The 23,001-nt window shown below is 69.9% G+C and carries 26 protein-coding genes; 20 read left to right on the plus strand and 6 right to left on the minus strand.

Going from position 1 to position 23,001, the window contains the following annotated elements; translation table 11 throughout:
- Window positions 1-137: 137 nt before the first annotated feature.
- Window positions 138-995: a sugar phosphate isomerase/epimerase family protein gene (locus KXS11_RS11430; protein WP_437385708.1), complete on the plus strand. Its 858-nt coding sequence runs from the start codon at window positions 138-140 to the stop codon at window positions 993-995.
- A gap of 74 nt (window positions 996-1,069) precedes the next feature.
- Here the strand turns inward: KXS11_RS11430 and KXS11_RS11435 are convergent, their stop codons facing one another.
- On the minus strand, window positions 1,070-2,080 hold the full coding sequence (locus KXS11_RS11435) for a LacI family DNA-binding transcriptional regulator (protein ID WP_437385709.1): 1,011 nt from the start codon (window positions 2,078-2,080) through the stop codon (window positions 1,070-1,072).
- Between the two features lie 50 nt (window positions 2,081-2,130).
- Between KXS11_RS11435 and KXS11_RS11440 the strand changes: the two genes are divergently transcribed.
- From KXS11_RS11440 to KXS11_RS11505, 14 genes are all read left to right on the plus strand, one after another.
- Window positions 2,131-2,838 (plus strand): HAD hydrolase-like protein, encoded by a 708-nt coding sequence (locus tag KXS11_RS11440; protein WP_437385710.1) that lies wholly within the window; start codon window positions 2,131-2,133, stop codon window positions 2,836-2,838.
- A 65-nt stretch (window positions 2,839-2,903) separates the two neighbouring features.
- Entirely contained in the window at window positions 2,904-4,115 is a 1,212-nt protein-coding gene (locus KXS11_RS11445) for a cation:proton antiporter (RefSeq protein ID WP_437385711.1), read from the plus strand.
- A 73-nt stretch (window positions 4,116-4,188) separates the two neighbouring features.
- A complete protein-coding gene (locus KXS11_RS11450) occupies window positions 4,189-4,782 on the plus strand; it encodes a sulfite oxidase-like oxidoreductase (RefSeq protein WP_437385712.1) in 594 nt (197 codons plus the stop codon).
- Between the two features lie 38 nt (window positions 4,783-4,820).
- Window positions 4,821-5,507, plus strand: a complete 687-nt coding sequence (locus KXS11_RS11455; protein WP_437385713.1) for a ferredoxin reductase — start codon at window positions 4,821-4,823, stop codon at window positions 5,505-5,507.
- The gene (locus tag KXS11_RS11460) at window positions 5,507-5,764 is read left to right on the plus strand and encodes a DUF6510 family protein (RefSeq protein ID WP_437385714.1); all 258 of its coding nucleotides are present in this window, start codon (window positions 5,507-5,509) and stop codon (window positions 5,762-5,764) included. Before KXS11_RS11455 ends, KXS11_RS11460 begins: the two co-directional genes overlap by 1 nt.
- A gap of 63 nt (window positions 5,765-5,827) precedes the next feature.
- The gene (locus tag KXS11_RS11465) at window positions 5,828-6,151 is read left to right on the plus strand and encodes a PadR family transcriptional regulator (RefSeq protein ID WP_437385715.1); all 324 of its coding nucleotides are present in this window, start codon (window positions 5,828-5,830) and stop codon (window positions 6,149-6,151) included.
- A gap of 1 nt (window position 6,152) precedes the next feature.
- Entirely contained in the window at window positions 6,153-6,692 is a 540-nt protein-coding gene (locus tag KXS11_RS11470; protein WP_437385716.1) for a PspC domain-containing protein, read from the plus strand.
- A gap of 81 nt (window positions 6,693-6,773) precedes the next feature.
- Window positions 6,774-7,610, plus strand: a complete 837-nt coding sequence (locus KXS11_RS11475; protein ID WP_437385717.1) for an alpha/beta fold hydrolase — start codon at window positions 6,774-6,776, stop codon at window positions 7,608-7,610.
- Window positions 7,603-8,181 carry a TetR/AcrR family transcriptional regulator gene (locus tag KXS11_RS11480; protein ID WP_437385718.1) on the plus strand — a complete coding sequence of 193 codons (579 nt, stop codon included), beginning with the start codon at window positions 7,603-7,605 and terminating at the stop codon, window positions 8,179-8,181. Before KXS11_RS11475 ends, KXS11_RS11480 begins: the two co-directional genes overlap by 8 nt.
- Before the next feature lie 68 nt (window positions 8,182-8,249).
- Window positions 8,250-8,627 (plus strand): VOC family protein, encoded by a 378-nt coding sequence (locus KXS11_RS11485; protein ID WP_437385719.1) that lies wholly within the window; start codon window positions 8,250-8,252, stop codon window positions 8,625-8,627.
- Between the two features lie 105 nt (window positions 8,628-8,732).
- Window positions 8,733-9,860 (plus strand): ThiF family adenylyltransferase, encoded by a 1,128-nt coding sequence (locus KXS11_RS11490; RefSeq protein WP_437385720.1) that lies wholly within the window; start codon window positions 8,733-8,735, stop codon window positions 9,858-9,860.
- A gap of 55 nt (window positions 9,861-9,915) precedes the next feature.
- Window positions 9,916-11,151 (plus strand): molybdopterin molybdotransferase MoeA, encoded by a 1,236-nt coding sequence (locus KXS11_RS11495; protein WP_437385721.1) that lies wholly within the window; start codon window positions 9,916-9,918, stop codon window positions 11,149-11,151.
- Complete coding sequence (gene moaCB, locus KXS11_RS11500) at window positions 11,148-12,137, plus strand: bifunctional molybdenum cofactor biosynthesis protein MoaC/MoaB (RefSeq protein WP_437385722.1); 990 nt, start codon at window positions 11,148-11,150, stop codon at window positions 12,135-12,137. Before KXS11_RS11495 ends, moaCB begins: the two co-directional genes overlap by 4 nt.
- A complete protein-coding gene (locus tag KXS11_RS11505) occupies window positions 12,130-12,561 on the plus strand; it encodes a molybdenum cofactor biosynthesis protein MoaE (RefSeq protein ID WP_437385723.1) in 432 nt (143 codons plus the stop codon). Before moaCB ends, KXS11_RS11505 begins: the two co-directional genes overlap by 8 nt.
- Before the next feature lie 16 nt (window positions 12,562-12,577).
- Here KXS11_RS11505 and KXS11_RS11510 read toward each other — a convergent pair whose 3' ends face one another.
- Window positions 12,578-13,147: a dihydrofolate reductase family protein gene (locus KXS11_RS11510; protein ID WP_437385724.1), complete on the minus strand. Its 570-nt coding sequence runs from the start codon at window positions 13,145-13,147 to the stop codon at window positions 12,578-12,580.
- Between the two features lie 92 nt (window positions 13,148-13,239).
- On the opposite strand from KXS11_RS11510, the gene KXS11_RS11515 reads away from it, so the two are divergent.
- The 3 genes from KXS11_RS11515 to KXS11_RS11525 all read left to right on the plus strand — a co-directional run bounded on the left by KXS11_RS11515 (window position 13,240) and on the right by KXS11_RS11525 (window position 15,022).
- Complete coding sequence (locus KXS11_RS11515; RefSeq protein ID WP_437385725.1) at window positions 13,240-14,151, plus strand: hypothetical protein; 912 nt, start codon at window positions 13,240-13,242, stop codon at window positions 14,149-14,151.
- Window positions 14,152-14,250: 99 nt separating this feature from the next.
- Window positions 14,251-14,526, plus strand: coding sequence for a DUF1778 domain-containing protein (locus KXS11_RS11520; protein WP_437385726.1), 276 nt, complete (start codon window positions 14,251-14,253; stop codon window positions 14,524-14,526).
- Window positions 14,519-15,022 (plus strand): GNAT family N-acetyltransferase, encoded by a 504-nt coding sequence (locus KXS11_RS11525; protein ID WP_437385727.1) that lies wholly within the window; start codon window positions 14,519-14,521, stop codon window positions 15,020-15,022. The genes KXS11_RS11520 and KXS11_RS11525 overlap by 8 nt, the downstream gene beginning before the upstream one ends.
- Window positions 15,023-15,083: 61 nt before the next feature.
- Here the strand turns inward: KXS11_RS11525 and KXS11_RS11530 are convergent, their stop codons facing one another.
- On the minus strand, window positions 15,084-15,689 hold the full coding sequence (locus KXS11_RS11530) for a hypothetical protein (protein WP_437385728.1): 606 nt from the start codon (window positions 15,687-15,689) through the stop codon (window positions 15,084-15,086).
- A gap of 41 nt (window positions 15,690-15,730) precedes the next feature.
- Between KXS11_RS11530 and KXS11_RS11535 the strand changes: the two genes are divergently transcribed.
- Window positions 15,731-18,295 carry an ABC transporter gene (locus KXS11_RS11535; protein WP_437385729.1) on the plus strand — a complete coding sequence of 855 codons (2,565 nt, stop codon included), beginning with the start codon at window positions 15,731-15,733 and terminating at the stop codon, window positions 18,293-18,295.
- A 17-nt stretch (window positions 18,296-18,312) separates the two neighbouring features.
- Here KXS11_RS11535 and KXS11_RS11540 read toward each other — a convergent pair whose 3' ends face one another.
- Together KXS11_RS11540 and moaA are read right to left on the minus strand one after the other, a co-directional pair.
- The gene (locus tag KXS11_RS11540) at window positions 18,313-18,558 is read right to left on the minus strand and encodes a MoaD/ThiS family protein (protein ID WP_437385730.1); all 246 of its coding nucleotides are present in this window, start codon (window positions 18,556-18,558) and stop codon (window positions 18,313-18,315) included.
- A 4-nt stretch (window positions 18,559-18,562) separates the two neighbouring features.
- Window positions 18,563-19,630 carry a GTP 3',8-cyclase MoaA gene (gene moaA, locus KXS11_RS11545; protein ID WP_437385731.1) on the minus strand — a complete coding sequence of 356 codons (1,068 nt, stop codon included), beginning with the start codon at window positions 19,628-19,630 and terminating at the stop codon, window positions 18,563-18,565.
- A gap of 124 nt (window positions 19,631-19,754) precedes the next feature.
- Here moaA and KXS11_RS11550 point away from each other — a divergent pair, with 124 nt between their 5' ends.
- The gene (locus KXS11_RS11550; RefSeq protein ID WP_437385732.1) at window positions 19,755-21,320 is read left to right on the plus strand and encodes a molybdopterin-dependent oxidoreductase; all 1,566 of its coding nucleotides are present in this window, start codon (window positions 19,755-19,757) and stop codon (window positions 21,318-21,320) included.
- A 3-nt stretch (window positions 21,321-21,323) separates the two neighbouring features.
- Here the strand turns inward: KXS11_RS11550 and KXS11_RS11555 are convergent, their stop codons facing one another.
- Entirely contained in the window at window positions 21,324-22,748 is a 1,425-nt protein-coding gene (locus KXS11_RS11555) for a hypothetical protein (protein WP_437385733.1), read from the minus strand.
- Between the last annotated feature and the right edge of the window lie 253 nt (window positions 22,749-23,001).

Consider the following 23,001-nt stretch of genomic DNA (forward strand, 5'->3'; position numbering starts at 1 on the left):
TCATCGTCGGAACCGGGCAGCAGCACTGCCGGCGGACCCACCATAACTGTTTGGCAACCGGTTGACAACCCATGCCCCCTGAGGCACTGTTGAACGGTGCACCAGCGACGACGCGGTGCCGGGAAGACGAGGAATCCATGACCACGATCGGTGTCCAGGCGATGATGCTGAAGGACGAGTTCGCGACGACCGGACCGTTCGAGACACTTCGGAAGGTGACCGAGATCGGCTACCACGCCGTCGAGATCTCCCAGATCCCGATGACCGCGGAGAACGTCGCCGAGCTGCGTCGCGCGAAGGACGAACTCGGGATGGACATCGCGTCCCTGTCGGCGGCACTGTCCCCGGGCGGCGCACCCGGCGACACACTCGAGGCGGATCTCGACAAGATCGTCGCGGACGCGCGCACGCTCGACACCTCGATGGTGCGGATCGGCATGCTGCCGTTCGCGGCGATGGCGTCCCTCGACTCCGTGCTCGACTTCTGCGACCGCAGCAACGCCGTCGCAGAGCGACTCGCCGACCAGGGCATCCGGCTCTACTACCACAACCACCACATCGAGTTCGCGAAGTACGACGGGCGCTACCTGCTCGACATCATCGCCGACCGTGCACCGAGCATGGGTCTCGAGATCGACGTGCACTGGGTGCAGCGCGGCGGGCTCGACCCGGTCGCGACCCTCGCGAAGTACGGCGACCGCGTCGCGATGGTGCACCTGAAGGACTACCGCATCGGCACCCTTCCCGATGAGGCGTTCGCCGCCTTGGCCGCCGGCGACTTCGCGGCGTTCATGCAGGCCTTCACGGGCGTCGTGCAGTTCGCCGAGGTCGGCGAGGGCAACCTCGACTTCCCCGCGATCATCGAGCAGAGTCAGGCGATCGGCGCCGAGTACCTGCTGGTCGAGCAAGACGACCAGTACGGCCGTTCACCGCTCGACTGCCTGCAGACCTCGTACGACAACCTCGTGGCAATGGGCTTCGCCGACCTCTTCTGATCGGTGCGGTCGCCAGCGCGGTGCGCTGGACCGAGCCCGCGCTCGGTCCAGCGCACCGCGCTGACCCAAGGGCATCAGGCTGGACGACGGGTGCTGGCTCGGACGACGATCCGATGGGGCACGGCGACGACCCGCTGTGGCGCGTCGGCGTCGGACATCCGATCGATCAGCAGCCCGATCGCTTGACTCGCGAACGCCGCCTTGTCGAACGAGACCGTCGTGATGGGCGGGATCGAGTAGCGGCCGTCCACGATGTCGTCGAAGCCGGCGACCATCACGTCCTCGGGCACCCGCAACCCGGCGGCATGCAGGGCACTCACGGCACCGATCGCCATCGAGTCGGTGAAGCAGAAGATCGCGTCAGGGGCGCCGTGCTCGGCGACGAGTGCGGCCACCGCGTCCGCCGCGGCACCCGGCTCCCACGCCGCGCACCCCAGCTCCAACCGTGGATCGACGGCCAAGCCCGCCGCTTCCACAGCTTGCCGATACCCCTCACGGCGCAAGCGGCCGGTCGCCGTGCCGGCCTCACCGTCCGGCGCTCCGACGATCGCGATGCGACGGGCGCCCTGCGAGATCAGGTGCTCGGTCATCTCCCGTGACGCGACGACGCCGTCCACCCACACCTGGTCGACGAGCGTCTGCTGCACTTCGCCGACGAGCACAGTGGGCGGCAGGGATCCCGCTTCCGTGAGCGCGCTCTGTTCGATGGTCACGGGGTTGAGGATGAGTCCGTCGACGAGGTTCGCGCGGGCACGGGACAGCAGTTCCCGCTCGCGCTGCGGTTCTGCGGCGGTCTGTTCGAACTGCACGACCCAGCCGGCGTCGCGGGCCGCCTCGATGTAGGCACTCGCCATCTCGGCGGAGTAGAGCGTATTGAGCTGGGGCATGGCGAGCGCGATGACCCCGGTCCGGCCGTTGCGGAGACCACGCGCGCTGAGGTTCGGCACGTAGTCGAGTTCGCGGACCGCCGCCTCGACCCGCTCTCGGGTCTCGGGGCGCACGAACACCCCACCGTTGATCACATTCGAGACCGTCTTCGGCGACACTCCGGCAAGCGTCGCGACGTCCCGCACGGTTGCGCGCATCGCCCCAGGGTAACGGAGGCCGCCCAGGACGGCCGTGGCCTGACCATAGGATGGAGCGTGTGACCGATTCCTCCCCAGCGACCACGTCCATCGACGCGGTCCACCGCACGTGGTCCTGCGTCCTCTTCGACCTCGACGGCACGATCGCCGATTCCGCTCCCGGCATCATCTCCCGCATGAAGAAGACGCTCGCTACCGTCGGTGCGGTCGTCCCGTCCGACGAGTCGCTGCTGGCCTGGGTCGGCCCGCCCATCCTCGACTCCTTCCGCGACTTCGCCGGCATGGATCCGCTGCAGTCGCAGATCGCGCTCACCGAGTACCGCCGTCAGGTCGGCATCGAGGGGGCTGAGGCCGGAACCGCCATCTTCCCGGGCGTCGCGGGTCTCCTCGCGCGCATCTCCGAGGCCGGTATCCCGTTGGGCCTCGCCACGTCGAAGCCGGAGTCGCAGGCGAACGCCATCCTCGACCACTTCAACCTCACCCAGTACTTCACCGTCGTGACCGGCGCGTCCGAGGACGAGGTGCGCAGCAGCAAGGCCGACGTCGTCGGTGAGGCGCTGCGCCGACTCGCAGCCGCCGGAGCCGATGTATCGCGCACGGTGCTCGTCGGCGACCGACTCCACGACATCGAGGGAGCGGCAGCCCACGGCGTGCCGACGATCCTCGTCGAGTGGGGGTACGGCTCCCCTGCCGAGGCGGAGGGCGCGCTGGCCGTCGTGCACTCAGTCGACGCGCTGTCGCAGCTCATCATCGGCTGACCGTCGGCTCCTGCGCCGCCGGTCTGATGCTGGACGGCTCCTGAGCGCTCTGGGACACTGAGCGCATGACGATGGAAGACGGCCTGTTGAGCCTCCTGATCGTCCCGGCGGTCGCCGTGGCGGCTCCGCCCCTCGCCGCCCTCGTCGGCCGGTATGCGAAGGTGCCGCTGGTGGTGTTCGAGATCGTGCTCGGCATCCTCGTCGGACCGGCGGTCCTCGGTTGGGTACAGCCGAACGACTTCCTCGACATGCTGTCCCAGTTCGGCCTCGCAGTGCTGTTCTTCATGGCCGGGAACGAGATCGACTTCGCGACCATCGCGGGCCGCCCCCTGAAGCGAGCCGGGCTCGGCTGGGTGGTCTCGCTCGCGGGCGGCATCGCGCTCGGGGTCATCATCGGCGGCGACCTCGCGTCGGGGGTCTTCATCGGTGTCGCCCTCTGTTCGACGGCGCTCGGCACCATCCTCCCGGCACTGCGGGACGCCGGGGAGCTCCCGACGCCGTTCGGGCGCGCGGTCACGGCCACGGGTGCGGCGGGCGAGTTCGGGCCACTCATCGCGATCTCGCTGTTCCTGAGCGGCCGTTCGCCGCTGCCGGCGACGATCGTCCTCCTCGTGTTCGTCGGCGTCTCGGCCCTCGCCATCTGGTACGCGTCGAACGGCAAGCACTCGCGGTTGCACACGCTCGTCACGGCGACACTCCACACGAGCGGGCAGTTCGCCGTGCGTCTCGTGCTCCTCGGCATCGCCTCCCTCGTGGTGCTGAGCATCGTGCTGGGACTCGACATGCTGCTCGGAGCGTTCGCCGCCGGCGTGGTGTGGCGGGTGTTCGTGGCACGGGCGACGCCGGCCGACCACCGGGTCATCGAGACGAAACTGGACGCGGTCGCCTTCGGCTTCCTCGTCCCGATCTTCTTCGTGTCGAGCGGGGTGACCTTCGACCTGCAGGCGCTCACCACCCAGCCGGCGACCCTCGTGCTCGTGCCGCTGTTCCTCGTCCTGCTGCTCGTCGTGCGTGGGCTGCCGTCCCTCCTGGCGTCGCCTCCCGGTGCGACCAGGGCCGACCGACGCGGGTTGCTGTTGTTCGGCGCGACCGGCCTGCCGATCATCATCGCGGTGACGACGATCGGTGTGGAGAGCACGTTCCTGCCCGCTGACACCGCCACGGCCCTCGTCGGAGCGGGCATGCTGTCGGTGCTCCTGTTCCCCGCACTCGCCCTCGTCGGCCGCGCCCAGCGCACCCGGGAGGTCGGCGCCGACGTCCTGGACGAGACGCCCTAGACGGCCCGGTCGACTGGGGTCTGGTACGGAACCGCTGCACTGCATACAGTTGCTGCATCCCAAGGAGGTCGTCATGGCGGTGTTCACTCGAGGTTTCGGCGGTCGCGCACGCGAGCAGGACGACCGGCTTCCTCCCGGGCAGTTCCTCACCGAGGACTTCCCCGTCCTGTCGGCCGGGCCGACGCCGCGCATCGACACGGCGGAGTGGGAGTTCCAGATCCGCACCGAGACCGGCGAAACGCATCGGTGGGACTGGGCTGCGCTCCAGGCACTGCAGGCCGACGACATCACCCGCGACATCCACTGCGTCACGCGCTGGACGAAGCTCGAGACGAGCTGGCAGGGCGTGTCGCTCGACACCCTCTTCGCGGACGTGGAGAGCAGCTACGACTTCGTGATGGCGCACTCGTACGGCGGGTACACGACGAACATCCCGCTCGACGACCTCCTCGGTGGCAAGGCCTGGATCGCGACCGGCTTCGACGGCGAACCACTCGCGCCGGAGCACGGCGGACCGGCGCGACTGTTGATCCCCCACCTGTACTTCTGGAAGAGCGCGAAGTGGATCCGCGGGCTCGTCATGCAGCAGGACGACGAGCCCGGCTTCTGGGAGCAGAACGGCTATCACGCGTACGGCGACCCGTGGCTCGAGCAGCGGTACTCGTGAGGCGGCCCGACCATGTCGACGTCTGGAAGCCTGCGACCGTGGTCGAAGCGACACGACTGACCGCGACCGGGCGCAGCCTCGTCCTCGACGTGCCGGGCTGGGGCGGGAACCTGGCCGGTCAGCACGCCGACGTCCGCCTCACCGCACCGGACGGGTATCAGGCGGTCCGCTCGTACTCCGTCGCGTCCGCTCATGCCGGGGACCGTCTGGAGATCGCCGTCGACCGCCTGCCGGACGGCGAGGTGTCGCCGTTCCTCGTGGACGCGATCGAGGTCGGCGATCAGGTGGAGGTCCGCGGCCCGCTCGGCGGCTGGTTCGTGTGGCGCCCGGAGGAGACCGGGCCGGTGCTGCTCATCGGCGGCGGGTCGGGCATCGTCCCGCTCATGGCGATGGTGCGGGCGCACGAGGCCGCCGGCAGCGTGACCCCGTTCCGGCTCGTCTCGTCGGTCCGTTCCCCCGAGGACGCGTTCTTCGCCGACGAACTGCGGGCGGCCGCGGGCGTCGAGGTCACCTGGATCTACACGCGACGGACGCCTGAGGGCTGGTCGCGTCCGGCGGGGCGACTCACCGCGACCGACCTGGGGGCCCTGCGATGGCCGGACGGCGAGGCGCCTTCGGTCTTCGTCTGCGGGCCGACCGGCTTCGTCGAGGCGGTCGCCGACACACTCGTCTCCCTCGGCCACGACCCGGCGCGCATCAAGACGGAACGGTTCGGAGGCGCCTGATGACCTCGCATCTCGACGGCAACGTCCTCGCCGGAGCCCTCTCGGAACTGACCGGGAGCGACCCCACCGACACCATGTCGCAGTGCCTCTCCTGCGACGATGTCTCACCGCTCGCCGCCGAGCTGGTGTTCGGCAATCCGGACGCCTGGGTGGTCCGCTGCCGCCACTGCGACGACGTCCTGCTCGTCGTCGTGCACCGCGACACGACGACGGTCGTCACCCTCGACGGCGTCCGATGGTGGACGGAACTCGGTTGAGCGGCCTCTGCGCAGGCCGCGCGAACAACACGATGCGGTAACTGGTCGTGTTACAGTACCGGCATGGAACCAGATAGCAAGCTCGTGGCACTCCGCCGCGGCATGCTCGAGCCACTGGTGCTCGCTTCCGTCGAGCAGCAGGCGCGGTACGCGGGCGAGATCGCAACCGCTCTCCGCGACGCCGGCTTCCCCGTCCAGGAGGCCACGCTCTACCCACTCCTCAACAAGCTGCGCCGCGAGGAACTCCTTGCGCACGAGTGGCAGGAGTCGGCAGCCGGACCACCGCGGAAGTACCTGTCGCTCACCGAGAGCGGCCGGGCGCAACTGCGCGATTTCCGCGCGTACTGGGCATCACTGACCGACATGATCACGACGATCGGACACTGACATGGAACAGATCCACCACATGAGCCTGAGCGGTCACGCGGGCACGATTCCACTCACCGCGACCGCGCACGCGCGCCTGCTGCACTATCTGTCCGAGACCCGTGCAGCACTCACTTCAGACCCCGATGCCGACGAAACCGTTCGCGATCTCGAGACCACACTCGGCGAGCGCTTGCACGCCATCGCCGCCGCGACCGGCCAGGCGGTCGACGACCCAGCGCTGGCCCACCTCCTGTCCGAGACCGGCACGATCGAGCGCGGGACGGCAGCGCCACCGCCGCCGCGAGTCGTCACCACCCCTGCGCGCGGGCGCTTCCTGTGCCGCATCAACGAGGGCAAGTGGTTCGGCGGCCTCTGCGCGGGTATCGCCGCCCGGAGCGATTTCAACGTCGACTGGACGCGCACCGTCATGTTCTTCCTGCTGCTCCTCACCGGCGGAACGATCGGCCTGGTCTACCTCGTCGTGCTGCTGCTCGTCCCGCGCGTCGAGACACTCGAGGAGTACCACCGCCTCTGTGCCGAGCCGCGTCCAGCGAGCTGATCGACAGCCGCGAGCACACCAGGTGGTCCGTGTGACGCGAAAGCTATTGACATTAGCTAAATGCCAATTGATACTAGCTGCATGACGACGAATGCAGCATCCCACGGACCTGCCACCCAGTACCTCGACCGCCCAGAGGGCACGGTCGCCTACGACATCCAGGGCGACGGCCCACTCGTCGTCCTCGTCCCCGGCATGGGCGAACTCCGCTCGTCGTACCGGTTCCTCGCACCGACGCTCGTCGAGGCCGGCTACCGCGTCGCCTCGACCGATCTCCGCGGGCACGGCGAGAGCGATGCCTCATTCACCTCATACGGCGACGAGGCGACCGCGTCGGACATCCTCGCGCTCATCGAGGAGCTGCATGGTCCCGCCGTCATCGTCGGCAACTCGCTCGCAGCGGGTGCCGCGGTCATCGCAGCCGCCGAGCACCCGGACGCCGTCGCCGCGCTGGTCCTCGTCGGACCGTTCGTCCGCAACCCGAAGTCGAACGCCGCGATGCTCGCCCTGTTCCGAGCGATGACGGCGCCGCTCTGGGTGGCCCGCGTCTGGAAGGCCTACATGCCCTCGCTCTACGCCGGCCGCAAGCCGAGCGACTTCGACGAATACCGCGCCGCGGTCTTCGCGAGCCTTCGTCGCCCAGCCTTCGGCAAAGCCTTCTCGGCGACGACCCGACAGACGGACCACGCCGCAGCGGAAGCAGCCCTGCCCGCGGTACAAGCGCCCGTCCTGGTCGTCATGGGAGACAAGGACCCCGACTTCCCTGATCCGGCCGCCGAAGCGCACTGGATCGGCGACGCCCTGCACGGCGAGGTCGTCCTGGTCGCCGAGGCAGGGCACTATCCTCAGGCGCAACAGCCGGAGATCACGGCGAGCGCCGTCGTCGGCTTCCTCGGCTCGGCGGTGCACCGTGCCTAGGGCGGGCCTCACCCCGGAGCGGGTCGTGGACGCGGCTGCGGTCCTCGCCGACGAGCAGGGGCTCGACGCCCTCACGCTCGCAGCCCTCGCCGAGCGCCTCGGCGTCCGTCAACCGTCCCTGTACAAGCACATCGACTCCCTCGCCGGGTTGCGGCGGAGCATCTCGATCCAGGCGAAGGGCGAACTCGGCGCGGTGCTCCTCCGGGCCGCCGTCGGCCGCTCGGGTGCCGATGCGATCCACTCGATGTCCCGCGCGTACCGCGCCTGGGGTCTGGAGTTCCCCGCTCGATACACCGCGGCCCAGTGGATCGCGGGACCCGAGGACGCCGAGGACGCTTCGGCTTCGCTCGCTGCCATCCAGATCATCGCCGACGTGTTGACGGCGTACGAACTGCAGGGGGATGATGCGATCGACGCCATCCGCGCATTCCGGTCGACCCTGCACGGCTTCGTCTCCCTCGAGGCCGCCGGCTCCTTCGGCCTCGACGTCGACATCGATCGCAGCTTCGACCGACTCGTGCGCGGCTTCGTCCTGGCGCTGAACGACTGGGCGTCGACCGGGGAACCGTAGCCTGCACGATGCGCTCCGAGCGGGCAAGGGCTTCCTCCAGCCGATCGCCCGCCGGTAGATTGCCCGGCATGGCCTGCCGCATCAGTGAACTCGTCCTCGACTGCCGCGATCCGGAGACGCTTGCGCGGTTCTGGTGCGAGGTGCTCGACTTCGTCGTCCTCGACCGGGACGACGACTCCGTCGAGATCGGTGCGCGCGACGGCTTCGGCGGATCGCAACCGACCATCATCCTCAGCCGCAGCGACGACCCGCCGCAGACGAAGTCCAAGCTCCACATCGACGTCAGCGCCACCGACAGCGAACAGGAGGCCGAGCTCGAACGTCTCCTCGCACTCGGTGCACGGCCTGCCGACGTCGGCCAGACCGGCGAGGAGTCGTGGCACGTGCTGCAGGACCCGGAGGGCAACGCGTTCTGCCTGCTCAAGCCGCGAATCAACCCGGTGTGAAGCGGGGACGGCCGGCCGACCGGATGCGCTTCGAGCGCCCGACCTGTCCTCGGATCGTTCGGGCTTGTCGCCGGTCCGCCGCGGCCGCGGTGACATAATCGGCCCATGTCCACGACCGCACGGTACGCCAGGCAGCTCGCCCTACCGGGCTTCGGCCTGGCCGCGCAGGAACGCCTCGCCGAAGCGACCGTGCTCGTCGTCGGCGCCGGCGGCCTCGGCAGCACCGTCATCCCTGCGTTGGTCGCGGCGGGGGTCGGATCGGGTGGCGGCGCACTCCACCTCGTCGACGACGACACCGTCGAGCTGAGCAACCTGCACCGCCAGACCGTGCACTCGACGGCGGACATCGGCCGCCCGAAGGTCGACTCGGCCGCCGACCGCGCGCTTGCGATCAGCCCGGACACCACCGTCGTCCGCCACCGGCTGCGCCTCAGCGCCGGCGAGATCATGGGGCTGATCACCGGCGCCGACCTCGTCATCGACGGCAGCGACAACTTCCAGACGCGCTATCTCGTCGACGACGCCGCAACACTCGCCGACGTTCCGCTCGTCTGGGGTTCCGTCCTGCAGTACAGCGGGCAGGCCGGCCTCAGCTGGGCGTCCAGAGGTCCCCGCTACCGCGACCTCTTCCCGCACGCCCCGGCCGACGACCAGGCGTTGTCGTGCGAGATCGGCGGGGTCCTGCCGACGACCGTCGGCGTCATCGGTTCGCTCATGGCGACCGAGGCGATCAAGGTCCTCACGGGGGTCGGCACGCTCTCTCTCGGCAGGGTGACCGTGTTCGACGCCCTGAGCGGCGCGTTCCGCGAGGTCCGCTACGAACGCGATCCGGCGGGTGCCCGACCGGTGTCACTCGACGAACACCTCCACCACGAACCCGAACCCGCTGCGACGCACCCGGCCTCACCGCACGCTCCCCGCCACGCGATCTCGACGATCACCGCCGAGGAGCTGTCCGCGGGCATCAGTGACGCCGTCCTGCTCGACGTCCGCGAACCGTGGGAGGTGGAGATCGCGCGCCTCCCGGGCTCCACGCTCATCCCCCTCGGCTCGCTGGAGGAACACGTGGGCGAACTCGACCCGAACGTGCCGCTCGTCGTCTACTGCCACCACGGCATCCGCTCGGAGACGGCCCTCCGGTTCCTCCTCGACCGCGGGTACTCGGCCGTGCACCTCGACGGCGGCATCGACGCCTGGTCGCGCCTCGTCGATCCCAGCGTCCCCCGCTACTGACGCCGGCTCCGAACACTCCGTGCAGCCCCACCGACCCACGACGACGGGAACCTCAATGACCACACCAGCAGCCGCGAGCCGGAAGACCGTCGAAGAACACGTCGCCGATGTGGCCGCCCTGCTCGAGCGCGTGGTCGACACCGCTGTCGAGTCCGTCGGGATCGACGATGCGGCCGGACGCGTGACCCACTCGGCAGTGCGCTCTCCCGTCGACCTGCCGCTGTTCCGCAACTCCCAGATGGACGGCTTCGCTCTGCGCGCCTCCGACCTCGTTGCAGGCGAGACCCGCCTGCGCGTCGTCGGCGAGATCGCGGCGCGGCCGATCGAACCCGCCACGCTCGATGCCGGAACCGCGGTGCGGATCATGACGGGCGCAGTCGTCCCACCCGGCGCCGACGTCGTCGTCCCGGTCGAGGAGACGCGGGTCGAGCTCGCGGACGACGGCACCGAGACGGTCGTGCTGCTGGCCCCACGGAACGGCGGCACCCGCGCAGCCGGGCTCTTCGTCCGGGACCAGGGCAGCGACGTCCGCGTCGATGACCAACTCCTCCCCGCGGGACTGCGCCTCGCCTCCCGGCACATCGCCGTCCTCGCCGCCGCAGGCCTCACCGCGGTCGACGTGCGTCGACGGGTGCGTGTGTCGATCATCACGACGGGTGCCGAGCTCGTCGAACCGGGCGAGTCACCCACGCTCGGGCAGACCTTCGACTCCAACGGCTCAGCCCTGGCGGCCGCCGCCATCGCGGCGGGGGCGACCGTGGCATCACGTCACCGGGTCGTCGACGACGCCGAGGAACTCATCGCCGTCCTCGATGCGCTGAGCGACACCACCGACCTCATCCTCACCTCCGGCGGCATCTCCATGGGCGACCATGAGGTGGTGCGCGACGTCCTCGGCCCGAGCGGCGGGTGGATCGGGTCCGTCGCGATGCAACCGGGCGGCCCGCAGGCACTCGGCGAGCACGGCGGGGTGCCGATCATCGCCTTCCCCGGCAATCCCGTGAGCACCCAGCTGTCGTTCGAAGTCTTCGTCGCCCCGGTCCTCCGGCGCGACGCAGGCCTCCCGCAGGCTGCTCGCGGACCAGCCCAGCTGGCGACGGACATCCGATCAGTGCCCGGGAAACGGCAGTTCCTCCGCGGGAGACGATTGGACGACGGCCGGGTCGAACCGGTCGCAGGGCCCGGTTCACACCTCGTCGCGGGGCTGGCGGCATCCGACGTCCTGATCGTCGTGCCCGAGGACGCGCTCGAGCTGGCCGCGGGCACGACTGTGGAAGCATGGGCGCTATGACCGGCCTCACGCACCTCGACGACGACGGCCGCGCGCGGATGGTCGACGTCGGCGACAAGACCCCCACCAAGCGTGCCGCGACGGCGACCGCGACGTTCACCACCCGCCCTGACGTCATCGCCCTCGTGCAGGCGGACGGTCTGCCGAAGGCCGACGTGATCGCGACCGCTCGCATCGCCGGGATCGCAGGCGCCAAGCGCACCAGCGAGCTCATCCCGCTCTGCCATCAACTCGCCCTATCCTCGGTCAGCCTCGACTTCGCGTTCACCGAGGACTCGATCGTCATCACGGCCACGGCCAAGACGACGGGACCGACGGGCGTCGAGATGGAGGCGCTGACCGCGGCTTCCATCGCGGGTCTGACGCTGCACGACATGGTGAAAGCCGTCGACCCGGCCTCCGTGCTCGGCGACATCCGACTCCTGGAGAAGTCGGGCGGCAAGCGCGGCGACTGGACGCCGGGCTCCGACGCCTCGGCGACTCCCGCCGGCACGGCACCGCCCGCCATCCGGCCCAAGTCCGCCGCGGTGATCGTGGCGTCGACGGCCGGCGCCGCCGGGACGCGCGAGGACCTGACGGGCCCGCGCATCGCGAGCTGGTTCGCCGATCACGGCTACAGCGTCGACGCGGTGACGGTCGTGGCCGATGCCGAGGTGCACCTGGCCATCGCCGCCGCCCTGGCCGAGTCCCCCGCGGTGCTCATCACGACGGGCGGGACGGGACTCTCACCGAGCGATCGCACTCCGGAGGCCACGCGCCCGCACCTCGACCGCGAGCTGCCCGGTGTGGCCGAGGCGATCCGCGCCCTCGGGCTGACGAAGACCCCGACCGCGGCCCTCAGTCGCGGCCTGGCAGGCGTCGCGAACGGCACCGTCGTCGTGAACCTGCCCGGGTCGACCGGCGGCGTGAAGGACGGCCTCTCGGTGCTCGACGGTCTCCTCGATCACCTCGTCGCACAGATCGCGGGCGGTGGCGCGCATGAGTGAGCCGATGGCGGAGGCTGCGGTCCTCGCACTCATCTCCGCGGAGCCGCTCGACGCCCACGCGATCGAGGACTTCGTCGCGGCGCCCGCGAACGGCGCCCTCGTCGCGTTCCGCGGCATCGTCCGCGACCACGACCACGGCGAGGCCGTCAGCGCGCTCGAGTATCGCGCGCACCCCGAGGCCCAGCGGTTCCTCGAGGAGTGCTGCCGGGCGGTGTCGGAGCAGACCGGCCTCCGGGTGGCCGCAGCTCACCGCATCGGGCCGCTCGTCGTCGGCGACCTCGCGCTCGTCGCCGCCGTCGCCGCCGCCCATCGGGCAGAGGCCTTCGCCGCCTGCGAGCGGCTCGTCGAGGAGATCAAGCGCACCGTCCCCATCTGGAAGCGCCAGCACCTCGCCGACGGCGAGACGGAGTGGGTCGGGCTTTAGGCGGCCGCGACCGGGATCAGCGCGGCGTGACGTCGTAGGTGATGCGCACGAGGCCGTCGTCCGGCGTGACGTGCGTGCCGCGCACCCGCAGGAGGACGTCGGCGTCGAGGTCTCCGAACAGGCGCGCTCCGGAACCGATGAGGACCGGCGCGATCGAGACCGTGATCTCGTCGATGAGCCCGGCCCCCAGGAATGCCTGGATGGTCTTCCCGCCGTCGACGTAGACGCGCTCCGCCCCCTGCGCGTCGAGCAGTCTCACGGCGTCGTCGAGCGACCTCGCGACCGTCACGCGGTCGTCGCCCGACTCAAGGGTCGTGCTCAGGACGACGACGCGCTTGCCGGTGAACGGCCACTCGTCGAAGTCGAGGATGGTGTTGTAGGTGGTGCGCCCCATGACCAGGGTGTCGATGCCGGGGAAGAAGCTCTCCCAGTCGAGCGCCGGGTGTGCTCCAGCGGCGTCCGCCGAGTGCCCGCGTGGCTCGAGCTCGGTGAGCCAGGTGAGCTCGCCGTCGGAGCGCGCGATGAAGCCGTCGAGGCTCACCCCGATGAAGACGCAACCGTGCCAGGAGTGTTCGCGAGACGTCATTGGTCCAGTGTGCTCGTGACCACCGACATCGGGCCTCGGTACGGTGTGCCGCTGCGCTTGACGCCCGACAGGCGACCCAGCAAGCTGACCTGATGCACGCGACGACGGCCAGACGAGGCGAGTGGCTCACGCGACGGGTCGGGTTCTGGGGGTCCGTCGGTGGCGGTGCCGGTGCCTCATTCGAGGCCTACGCGCGCATCCTGCACCCGGTCGACGGGCACCGCTTCGACCTCGCGTCCGCCGACGAGTGGGGCATGCAGCCGGTGATCGAGGAGCGGGAGTGGTCCTGGGCGGAGGTCGCCGAGCGCACCGGCCGCACGATGCACCCGCTCGTCCAGTGGCAACGGCTCTGCGGCGGCACGGACGGCGTCAGATTCGACGACGGCTGGATGATCGGCCAGTCGCCGGAGGGGTGGCTCGACCCGAGACTCTGCGCAGCACTCACGCGCCACCTGCGCCCGGCGACCAGCACGCCCGACGACATCACGATCGGCATCTGGACCGGGTTCGGACATCTCACCGGATCGGTGGGCTACTTCTCGTTTTCGACGCTCGAGGACGGCGAGGACGAGGCAGCTCGCGACGCCCGCCTCCGCGAGGGCGAGGACATCCTCCGGCGTGAGGCCGAGGCCTCGGTACGACCCGAGCATCGCGCGGCGGTCGCGGCGACAGCGCTCGGGGGGTCTCAAGATCAGGTGCTCGCGCTGCCCGGGCGGGACTATCTGGTCCTCGGTGGCGGGCTCGACGAACTCGCGGACCCGAGCTGGGGCTACAGCGCCGGCATCGGCTGGACGCCCACCTTCCCCCCGAGCCCGACCCCGCAGCTCATCTGGCCGGAGGACCACTCGTGGGTCGTGTGCAGCGAGATCGATTGGGACTCGACGATCGTCGCAGGTCCTCGGTCCCTCATCGACGCGGTCCTCGCCGACCCCGCCTTCGAGTCGTTCGAGGTGCAGGAGACCGACGAGCTGATGCTCCACAGCGACGTCATCAACTCGCGCTGAGTCGCCCGAATCGGCGCAATAATCCGCCGATTTCCTGCATTTCCGGGCGCCTCCGCCAACCGGGGGAGAACGTACGGAGATTTGCCGTACAATTGCCGTATGGTCTCTCCACTGAAAGACAAGCGCATCGAGGTCCGCGTCACCAGCGCCCAGAAGGACGCGATCGCTACCGCAGCGGCGATCGAGGGCCGCTCCATCACCGACTTCACGACGGCGGCCGCAACAGAACGAGCCGCCGACGTCATCAGTCGCGAACGCAACATTCGCATCGACGCGGCGGCATTCGAGCAGTTCGAGGCGATCCTCGACCGCCCGGCCCGGTCGATCGACGGGCTCCGCGATCTCCTGAACCGACCCTCGATCTTCGTTGACTGAGTTCCGGACACCACGTCCCCTCGCCACCGGAGACGTCCTCTCTGACTTCCGGTGCGGGGTCGACGCACTCGACAGTTGGCTGCGCGGATACGCACGGAACAATGATCGACACGGCGGATCGAAGACGATGGTCTCGGTGACGACTGAGGGTCGAGTCGCCGGCTACTACTGCCTGTCGGCCAGTTCGCTCATTCGCGATGATGCCCCGAAGCCGCTCGCACGCCGAGCACCCGATCCTGTCCCCGTCGTCCTCCTCGGACGACTCTCGATCGACCAGGAGTTCGCGGGCCGCGGTCTCGGCACCGCACTCCTGCAGCACGCGGTCCTCCAGGCGATCAGTGCGGCGGAGATCATCGGCATGCGCGCGATCCTCGTTCACGCGCTCACCGACGAGGTCATCCCCTTCTACGAACGCTTCGGATTCGAGAGGTTCCCCGGCTCCAATCGCGCGCTCTACCTGTTGGCTTCCGACGCACGTGCGACACTCAACGGCTGAGCCCCCCTGAGTCGCCCAAATCGGTCCAGAAATCCGCCGATTTCGTGCATTTCCGGGCGACTCAGCGGACGCCCTCCGTGTACGGCGCGAATCGCGTCCATGTGCCGCGAAGCCTCCATCGCCGCGTCGGGGCGAAGAAGCCGTCGATTCGGGTGCTCTCCTCGACGGTCCCATCGGGGAAGGTGACGCGCACCGCGAACCGCACCGTTCCGACGAGTTCCTCCGCACGCCCGGCGATCGCGGCGTCGATCACCCGTTCGGCGAACGCGGTATCGGCTTCAGCATCGTCGAGTTCCCAGCGACAGCCGTGCTCGCCAAGGTGCAGCACCATTCCCCGCGGCTCGATCAACAGGCTGAGCGGTGCACCCCGCGGATCCACAGGCTTCACGTCGATGACGGTCAGAGGTCGCTCGGTGTCGAGAGGGGCGTCTGTGATGGTCGCCGATTCGCCGGCGAGGCCCAGCGCGAAGGCGTGCCATCGCTCGACGCGCACAGCGAGAACATCCAACTCGCCGTCGACTTCATCCGCCATCGAACGCTCTCCCCGGCACCCTTGTGTGGGCAACCGACGATCATCCCAGCGCGACTGTATTCCTCGCAAGCGCACCGACCGCCGCACCCCCCTGAGTCGCCCGAATCGGTCTGGAAATCCGCCGATTTCGTGCATTTCCGGGCGACTCGGACGGGGAATGGACGTAGGGTGATCCGATGCCCGAACACGACCCCGCTGCCATCGACTCCTTCGTGCGCGTCCGCGGCGCCAACGAGAACAATCTGCGCAACGTCGATGTCGACGTGCCCCGCGATGCGATCGTCGCGTTCACGGGGGTCTCTGGTTCCGGCAAGTCGTCGCTCGCGTTCGGGACGATCTTCACCGAAGCACAGCGGCGGTATCTGGAGTCGGTCGCCCCCTACGCGCGGCGCCTCATCCAGCAGGGACACGACCCGCACGTCGACTCGATCTCCGGCCTCCCACCCGCCGTCGCACTGCAGCAGCGTCGAGGCGCACCGAGCTCCCGGTCGAGCGTCGGCACGGTCACCACCCTGTCCAACTCGCTCCGCATGCTCTTCTCCCGCGCCGGCACCTTCCCCGAGGGCTTCACGACGCGCCTCGACTCCGATGCCTTCTCGCCCAACACCGCGGTCGGCGCGTGCCCCGAATGCCACGGCATCGGTGTCTCCCACACCGTCACGGAGGACTCGCTCGTCCCCGATCCGACCCTCAGCATCCGCGACGGCGCCATCGCCGCCTGGCCCGGTGCTTGGCAGGCGAAGAACCTCCGCGACATCACGATCGCGCTCGGCTACGACGTCGACCGCCCGTGGCGCGAACTCGACCAGGCCGACCGCGACTGGCTGCTCTTCACCGATGAACAGCCCGTCGTGCAGATCACCCCGCAGCGCGACCGCGTCGCCAAGCCGTACAACGGAATGTTCTGGAGCGCGAAGAAGTACGTGTTCCACACCCTCGCTGATTCGAAGAGCCAGATGATGCGCACGAAGGTGTTGCAGTTCGTCCGCAGCGGTCCGTGCCCGCTCTGCGGCGGCACCGGCCTCCGACGAGAAGCACTCGCAGTCACGTTCGCGGGGCGGACGATCGCCGAACTCAACGCCCTGCCGATGACGGAACTCGCCGAGGTGATCCGCCCCACCACCCTGCTGCAGGATGCTGCACCCGCCCTGCCCACCACGCTCTCCGGCGAGCGCACCGACGTCGCCGTGGCCATCACCACGGACCTGTTGGCACGCATCGGCGTCCTCACCGACCTCGGCCTCGGCTACCTGGGACTCGGCCGCGTGACGACGACGCTCTCGCCCGGCGAGATGCAGCGTCTGCGACTCGCGACCCAGCTGCGCTCCGGCCTCTTCGGCGTCGTCTATGTGCTCGACGAACCGTCCGCGGGTCTGCACCCGGCCGACGCCGAGCCGCTCCTCGAGGTCTTGGAGCAGCTGAAGCGCTCGGGCAACTCGGTCTACGTCGTCGAGCACAACATGGATGTCGTGCGGAATGCCGATTGGATCGTCGACGTCGGTCCCGGTGCGGGCGAGGGTGGAGGCGAGGTGCTGTACAGCGGCGCGGTCGAGGGACTCGCGGCCGTCGAGGCCTCGGCGACACGGCCGTTCCTGTTCCCGCAGCCCGGAGCCACCGGCGCTGAGCGACGCCCACTCCGTGAGCCGAGCGAATGGCTCGCCGTCGAGGGCATCACCCTCCACAATCTCGCGGGCATCGACGTGGCCGTCCCACTCGGCACGCTCGTCGCCGTCACCGGGGTGTCCGGTTCGGGCAAGTCGACGCTCGTCAGCCGAGTGCTCCGCGACGTCGTCCGCGACCACCTGCACTCGGACGACGGCAGTGGCGACGCGGCAGAGGACGACCCGACGGCGCTGGACTCGACCGCGACGGAAGAGGGCTCCGGTCTCGCCGAGGCGACGGTGCCGGACGGGCACGCCGACACCCTCACCGTCGGTCGGGTGACGGGACTCGAACACATCGATCGCCTGGTCCGGGTGGATCAGAAGCCGATCGGTCGGACGCCGCGCTCGAACCTCGCGACCTACACGGGCCTGTTCGACTCCGTCCGGGCGGTGTTCGCGTCGACCCCGCTCGCCCGCGAACGGAAGTACAGCGCCGGTCGGTTCTCCTTCAACGTCGCCGGCGGACGGTGCGAGACCTGTCTCGGTGAGGGCTTCGTGTCCGTCGAGCTCCTGTTCCTGCCCGGCAGCTACGGCCGCTGCCCCACGTGCAACGGCGCACGCTACAACGCGGAGACGCTCGAGGTGACCTACGAGGGTCAGACGATCGCGGACGTTCTCGCGCTCACGGTCGAGCAGGCAGCCGAGTTCCTCGCGGGCATCCCGGCGGCAGCCAGGAGTCTCCGCACCCTGCTCGACGTCGGCCTCGGCTACCTGCGTCTCGGCCAGCCTGCGACGGAACTGTCGGGCGGCGAGGCGCAGCGCATCAAGCTCGCGACCGAGCTCCAGCGCGTGCGCCGCGGCCATACCCTGTACCTGCTCGACGAACCGACGACGGGACTGCATCCGGCGGATGTCCGGCTCCTGCTCGCGCAACTGAACTCGCTCGTCGACTCAGGCGACACCGTCGTGGTGGTCGAGCACGAGATGGACGTCGTGGCGGCAGCAGACTGGGTCATCGACCTCGGCCCGTCCGGTGGTGACGCCGGCGGGCGCATCGTCGCGGCAGGGACCCCCGACGAGGTCGCGGCCGACCCTGCGAGCCGGACGGCCCCGTATCTCGCGCGTCGCCTCGCCTGAGCCGCACCGTGCGTGCGCTAGCCTCCGGCGAACGGCGGGAGCACGTCGACTCGGGAACCGAGGGGTCGGCTGTCGTCTCGGCTGACCACACCGTCCACGAGGAAGGAGCCCGAGGTGAGGACACGAGCCATCGCGTCCCCGTAACGACCGAGCAGCACGGCCTTCAGCTCACCCACGGTCGCGACCGCCGGCAGTGACTCCTCGGGCACGCCCGCTGCCTCCTCCGCGGCCGCGAAGTACCGCACGAGCACCTGTCCCGTCATCGTCTCAACCACCGATGGCCCCCATACTGCGCTCGGGTCGCACGAAGTCGGGCGACGCGATCCGGTGGCCGGCCTGCTTGTGCCACATCGCCGCGCGCCAACGGTCGGCGATCTCCTCGTCCGCGACTCCAGAACGCAGCAGACCCCGGAGGTCGGTCTCGTCGTCGCCGAACAGGCACGAGCGGATCGTGCCCTCGGCGGTCAACCGGGTTCGGTCGCAGTCGTCGCAGAACGATCGCGTGACGGACGCGATGATGCCGACCGTCGCCGGCCCACCGTCGACCAGCCACTCCTCCGCCGGGGCCGACGGGTCTTCGCGATGCGGCGCCGTGAGGGTGAAGCGGGTGCCGAGGACGTCGAGCAGTTCGGCTGCATCCACCATGTTCTCGCGCACCCACGCCTCGTCCGCGTCGAGCGGCATCTGCTCGATGAATCGGAGACGGCACCCGTTCTCGATCGCCCATGACAGCAACGCGACGGCGCCGTCGAGGGTGTCACGCATGAGGACGGCGTTGATCTTGAGCGGCGTGAGCCCGGCCCGCTTCGCCGCGTCGATCCCGGCGAGCACGGCTGGCAGCCGGTCGCGACGGGTGAGGCGGGCGAAATGGTCGCGGTCGACCGTGTCGAGCGAGATGTTCACGCGCGTGAGGCCGGCGGCGACGAGCTCGTCGACGCGCTTGTCGAGTCCGATGCCGTTCGTCGTCATCGAGATCGACGCGTCTCCGGCGACGGCGGAGCTGCGGGAGATGATCTCGGCGAGGTCTGGTCGCATGAGCGGCTCACCACCGGTGAAGCGGATGTCGTGGACACCGAGGTCGCGGACGGCGATCTCCACGAGTCTGCCGATCTCGGTCGGCGTCAGGAGGTCTTCGCGGGCGATCGCCGGGAGCCCCTGCTCCGGCATGCAATAGGTGCAGCGGAGCGAGCACTTCTCGGTGATCGACACGCGCAGGTCGCGGGCCACCCGCCCGAAGCGGTCGATCAGGCCGTCGACGTCCGGGCGCCCGGCGGCATCCGGGATGTGCCTGAGCGGCGACCCGATGCGGGGGATTCCGAGCCCGACGGCAGTCATGTCCCCCAGCGTACGTGCCGCTTCGGCGAATCCGTCCCTCAACGGAGTCCTCATCGGTGACGAACCGAGGACAGACGGCGCCCTCACGGCGAACTCCCGCCCTGGCGCGCGTAGCATGGCGCCCATGGAGCCACGCCGACGGACGCTGCTCGCCGGTGCGGCGGGCCTCGTCTCAGCCGTCGCCACCCTCGGTGCGGCCGAGGCCGTCGCGGCGTTCGTCGCCCCGGCGGCGTCTCCGCTGCTCGCGGTCGGCTCACTGGTGATCGACCTCGTTCCCGGCTGGGTGAAGGACACGGTCATCGCGCTGTTCGGCACGAACGACAAGCTCGTCCTGCTGCTCGTGCTCGGTGTGCTCGTGGCCGCTCTCGCATTCGGCATCGGGGTGCTCGAGGAACGTCGCCCGGCCGTTGGAGCGATCGCCCTCGCCCTCGTCGGTGGCATCGCGGCGTTCGCCGCCCTCAGCCGAGCCGACGCAGGCTTCGACTGGGCTCTGCCGAGCGTCGTCGGCGCGGCGGTCGGCATCATCGTCCTGCGCGCTCTCTGCTCCCGGCTCCGCACGTGGGAGCAGGAGGCTGCGATCGACGCCGCCCGTCCGGTCGTCGGTGCCTCACGAGCCGCGCTCCCCCGACGGTCCTTCCTCATCCTGCTCGGCGGCACTGCGGCAGGCGCTCTCGTCATCGGAGTCGGCGCACGGGTCGCCTCGGCCGGTGCGGTCGCCGTCGAGACGATCCGGAAGGCGCTGAAGCTCCCGGCGGCTGCGGTCGCCGCCCCGCCGATCCCCGCTGGCGCCGACCTCGGCATCACGGGCCTCAGCCCACTCATCTCCCCCAACGACTCGTTCTACCGCATCGACACCGCCCTCCAGGTGCCGAACATCGACCCGTCCACCTGGAGCCTGAAAATCATCGGCATGGTGGAGCAGGAGGTCAAGATCGGCTTCGACGAACTTCTCGCGCTGCCCCTGCAGGAGTCGCGGATCACCCTCACGTGTGTGTCGAACGAGGTCGGCGGCACGCTCATCGGCAACGCGCTCTGGCTCGGCTACCCGATCCGAGAGCTGCTCAAGCGGGCGAAGCCGAAGCCCGGTGCCGACATGGTCCTCTCGCGCAGCATCGACGGCTTCACCGCCGGCACGCCGCTCGAGGTCCTCCAGGACGAGGATCGCGACTGTCTGCTCGCCGTCGGCATGAACGGTGAGCCGCTCCCCCTGCAGCACGGGTTCCCGGTGCGCATGGTGGTGCCGGGGCTGTACGGCTATGTGTCGGCCACGAAGTGGGTCGTCGAACTGGACGTCACCCGCTATGCGGACGCGAGCGCGTACTGGACCGATCGCGGCTGGTCAGAGCTCGGACCGATCAAGACGCAGTCGCGCATCGACGTGCCGCGGAACGGCGGTCGGGTCGCGAGCGGGACCGTCGCGGTCGCAGGCGTCGCGTGGGCCCAGCACACCGGTGTCGCGCGAGTGCAGGTGCGTGTGGACGACGGCGACTGGGTGGATGCGACACTCGCGCCCGCCATCTCGGAAGACACCTGGGTGCAGTGGGTGCACGAATGGGACGCCGCGGCCGGCGACCACACGATCGCGGTCCGCGCCACCGACGCCACGGGCAAGACGCAGGGCGAGACCTTGGTGGACGTCGTCCCGAACGGTGCCGAAGGCTGGCACACGATCAGCGTCGGAGTCGACTGACGATCACACGCTGACGACCGGGGCCTCCTCGTCGGCGTCGGCCGGCACCGCGACCACAGGGCGCTGCACGAACTCCAGGACGAGCAGCACGAGGGCGGAGACGAGCAGCGTGCCGAATACCAACCCGCCGGTGAGCGGCCGGACGAAGAGGATCACCGCGCTCGCGACGACAGCCACGGCGATCTGCAGCAGCACCCGACGCAGGTAGAGCCATTCGCCGACCCTCCCGGTGGTGAGACCACCGCGTTCCGCCGCACTGCGCGTGAGCGCGGCCGCCCGGCTGACGAGTCCGCGGAGCTTCCGTGGGGTCCGGAACGGCCCGGCGAGCCACGCGACCACCGCGATCACGATCGCGAGGACGAGCAGCGAGGTCGCCGTGCCGCGCATCCCACCGGCGACAGCGTCGAAGAGCGCCGCCGTCACGTCTCCCGGCATGCTGGCCGGGCTGACGAGCGTCGGCAGCACGGCCCGCGCGATGGAGAACGCGGCCGCGGTGACCGCCATCGCGAGCGCGAGGGCGATGCCGGCCCAGATCAGGGCGACCGACCGCCGCCGGGCCACGACGACTCCGGCGACGAGCAGGCCGAGCACCACCCACGGCAGCCAGGTCCCGACGCCGATCGCCAAGCCGTACGCGAGCTGCACGGTCGGTACGGCATCCGATTGCGCGACCGTCACCGTGAGATCGACGGTGGGGATGTTCGCCGCGAAGGTAAGCCCCTGCGCCACGAGCCGTTCACGCACCTCGACGAGGATCGGGGCGAGCTGCACGCCGATCGAGCCGTCGGCGCCGATCGAGATCGCCGCGTCCGGGTCGCCCTGCAACGCCGCGACGAGCCCCGTGTGCGTCACCCGGAGCGCCTGCGCCCAGGTGTTGGAGAACGCGTCGGAGGCGACGAAATCCGAGACGGTCGAACGCACGAGCCCCACGAGCCCTCTCGCAATGGGGCCTTTGAGCGCTTCGAGCGCGTTCGTCGCCACCGGACCGGTGCCGAGGTCGACCACGCCGTCGACGACGTCCGAGGTCAACTGCCCGATGTCGACCTGCTCGTCGATCGCCGCCACGGCTCGGTCGGTCACGAAGCGTTGGACGGCCGGGTCGTCCGCCAATGGCGCATACGCGGCGACGAAACGCTCGGTGTCCGAGACATCGATGCGCACCCACGCCGCGACGACCGCGACCGGGGCGAGGAGCGACCCGAGGAGGATCAGCACGGTCGACAGCACGGTCCACGCCCAGGCTCGCCGCTTCCACTCCGGGGCCCCGCCCGCCGCACCGCCCGAGAGCGGGGGCGGCTCCTCGGTCGGACTCGTGGAGCGCATGAGCTGCTCGGACTCGAGCTCGGCGTTCGCCGCGACGAGATCGGCGTTGCGGGCGCTGAGCTCGGCAACCGTCGCCAACAGTTCCGCACGGGTCGGTCCGGCCATGATGAGCTCCCCACGTCGTCGACTCGGCGCGCCTCCCACGACGCGCCTCGCTCGCAGAGCGTAGCGCGCGAGCACGAGCCGACGGGAGTCGGAATCGGCTCATACCGACCCGGATTCGACTCCTGACCGTATGGAATATAAGATGACGCGGCTAGCCCTACGACGAGACGTCCGGGACGCATCACGATTCCGATCCAGGTCGCCCCGGTGTCACCAGCTCGGAGTATCGTCACGGAGGTAACCGCACTTCGCA

It is taken from the genome of Plantibacter flavus, assembly GCF_051487245.1.
In the GTDB taxonomy this organism is placed as follows: Bacteria; Actinomycetota; Actinomycetes; order Actinomycetales; family Microbacteriaceae; genus Plantibacter; species Plantibacter flavus_B.

Coding starts and splice junctions, on each gene's coding strand:
- KXS11_RS11430 (WP_437385708.1), top strand. CDS start 138: ATGACCACGATCGGTGTCCAGGCGATGATGCTGAAGGACGAGTTCGCG.
- KXS11_RS11555 (WP_437385733.1), bottom strand. CDS start 22,748: ATGGCCGGACCGACCCGTGCGGAACTGTTGGCGACGGTTGCCGAGCTC.
- KXS11_RS11490 (WP_437385720.1), top strand. CDS start 8,733: ATGTCCACGACCGCACGGTACGCCAGGCAGCTCGCCCTACCGGGCTTC.
- KXS11_RS11520 (WP_437385726.1), top strand. CDS start 14,251: ATGGTCTCTCCACTGAAAGACAAGCGCATCGAGGTCCGCGTCACCAGC.
- KXS11_RS11495 (WP_437385721.1), top strand. CDS start 9,916: ATGACCACACCAGCAGCCGCGAGCCGGAAGACCGTCGAAGAACACGTC.
- KXS11_RS11485 (WP_437385719.1), top strand. CDS start 8,250: ATGGCCTGCCGCATCAGTGAACTCGTCCTCGACTGCCGCGATCCGGAG.
- KXS11_RS11535 (WP_437385729.1), top strand. CDS start 15,731: ATGCCCGAACACGACCCCGCTGCCATCGACTCCTTCGTGCGCGTCCGC.
- KXS11_RS11470 (WP_437385716.1), top strand. CDS start 6,153: ATGGAACAGATCCACCACATGAGCCTGAGCGGTCACGCGGGCACGATT.
- KXS11_RS11450 (WP_437385712.1), top strand. CDS start 4,189: ATGGCGGTGTTCACTCGAGGTTTCGGCGGTCGCGCACGCGAGCAGGAC.
- KXS11_RS11475 (WP_437385717.1), top strand. CDS start 6,774: ATGACGACGAATGCAGCATCCCACGGACCTGCCACCCAGTACCTCGAC.
- KXS11_RS11440 (WP_437385710.1), top strand. CDS start 2,131: ATGGAGCGTGTGACCGATTCCTCCCCAGCGACCACGTCCATCGACGCG.
- KXS11_RS11530 (WP_437385728.1), bottom strand. CDS start 15,689: ATGCACGAAATCGGCGGATTTCCAGACCGATTCGGGCGACTCAGGGGG.
- moaA (WP_437385731.1), bottom strand. CDS start 19,630: ATGACTGCCGTCGGGCTCGGAATCCCCCGCATCGGGTCGCCGCTCAGG.
- moaCB (WP_437385722.1), top strand. CDS start 11,148: ATGACCGGCCTCACGCACCTCGACGACGACGGCCGCGCGCGGATGGTC.
- KXS11_RS11435 (WP_437385709.1), bottom strand. CDS start 2,080: ATGCGCGCAACCGTGCGGGACGTCGCGACGCTTGCCGGAGTGTCGCCG.
- KXS11_RS11515 (WP_437385725.1), top strand. CDS start 13,240: ATGCACGCGACGACGGCCAGACGAGGCGAGTGGCTCACGCGACGGGTC.
- KXS11_RS11510 (WP_437385724.1), bottom strand. CDS start 13,147: ATGACGTCTCGCGAACACTCCTGGCACGGTTGCGTCTTCATCGGGGTG.
- KXS11_RS11445 (WP_437385711.1), top strand. CDS start 2,904: ATGACGATGGAAGACGGCCTGTTGAGCCTCCTGATCGTCCCGGCGGTC.
- KXS11_RS11460 (WP_437385714.1), top strand. CDS start 5,507: ATGACCTCGCATCTCGACGGCAACGTCCTCGCCGGAGCCCTCTCGGAA.
- KXS11_RS11505 (WP_437385723.1), top strand. CDS start 12,130: ATGAGTGAGCCGATGGCGGAGGCTGCGGTCCTCGCACTCATCTCCGCG.
- KXS11_RS11550 (WP_437385732.1), top strand. CDS start 19,755: ATGGAGCCACGCCGACGGACGCTGCTCGCCGGTGCGGCGGGCCTCGTC.
- KXS11_RS11465 (WP_437385715.1), top strand. CDS start 5,828: ATGGAACCAGATAGCAAGCTCGTGGCACTCCGCCGCGGCATGCTCGAG.
- KXS11_RS11540 (WP_437385730.1), bottom strand. CDS start 18,558: ATGACGGGACAGGTGCTCGTGCGGTACTTCGCGGCCGCGGAGGAGGCA.